The 509-nt window shown below is 48.5% G+C and carries 1 protein-coding gene; it reads left to right on the top strand.

Going from position 1 to position 509, the window contains the following annotated elements; all coding sequences use genetic code 11:
- On the top strand, positions 1 to 509 hold a 509-nt coding region (locus P2W82_RS24735; RefSeq protein ID WP_336518637.1), incomplete at both ends, for a YncE family protein.

Genomic DNA, 509 nt, shown 5'->3' with positions numbered 1-509 from the left:
CTGATCTTCTTCAGCGCCTGCGTAAAAGACAAGCCCGCAGAACCTGCATTGCCCGTCAATACTGACACGGCGGGCAACGTGTACATAGTATGCGAAGGCAGCCTTGGCAATGGCAATGCTTCTTTGAGTGTGTACCAGTCTAACGACGGACAGATCAGCAACGATATTTACCAAGCCATAAATGGTCAACCGTTAGGTGATGTGTTTGAAAGCATGCAGCGCATCGGCGATAAATTGTTCCTCTGCATAAACAACTCCGATAAGGTCGTCGTAATAGAAGCGGCCAGCAAAAAGCAGGTGACTTCTATATCGGTTCCCAAGCCTCGTCACATCCTCCAGGTAAGCGATACCAAGGCCTACGTTTCAACACTGTTCTCCAATAAGGTATACACCATCAATCCGCAAACCTATGAGGTAACGGGTTCGATGGATATGCCGGCACAGAATACGGAGGCAATGCTGTTCTATAAAGGAGCAGCGTATTTCTGTACCTGGGATACGGCTGTGAA

The sequence above is a fragment of the Pollutibacter soli genome, assembly GCA_029269725.1.
In the GTDB taxonomy this organism is placed as follows: domain Bacteria; phylum Bacteroidota; class Bacteroidia; order Chitinophagales; family Chitinophagaceae; genus Pollutibacter; species Pollutibacter soli.
The sequence above is the reverse complement of the archived record's forward strand: the minus strand, read 5'-3'. Positions and strand labels throughout refer to the sequence as shown.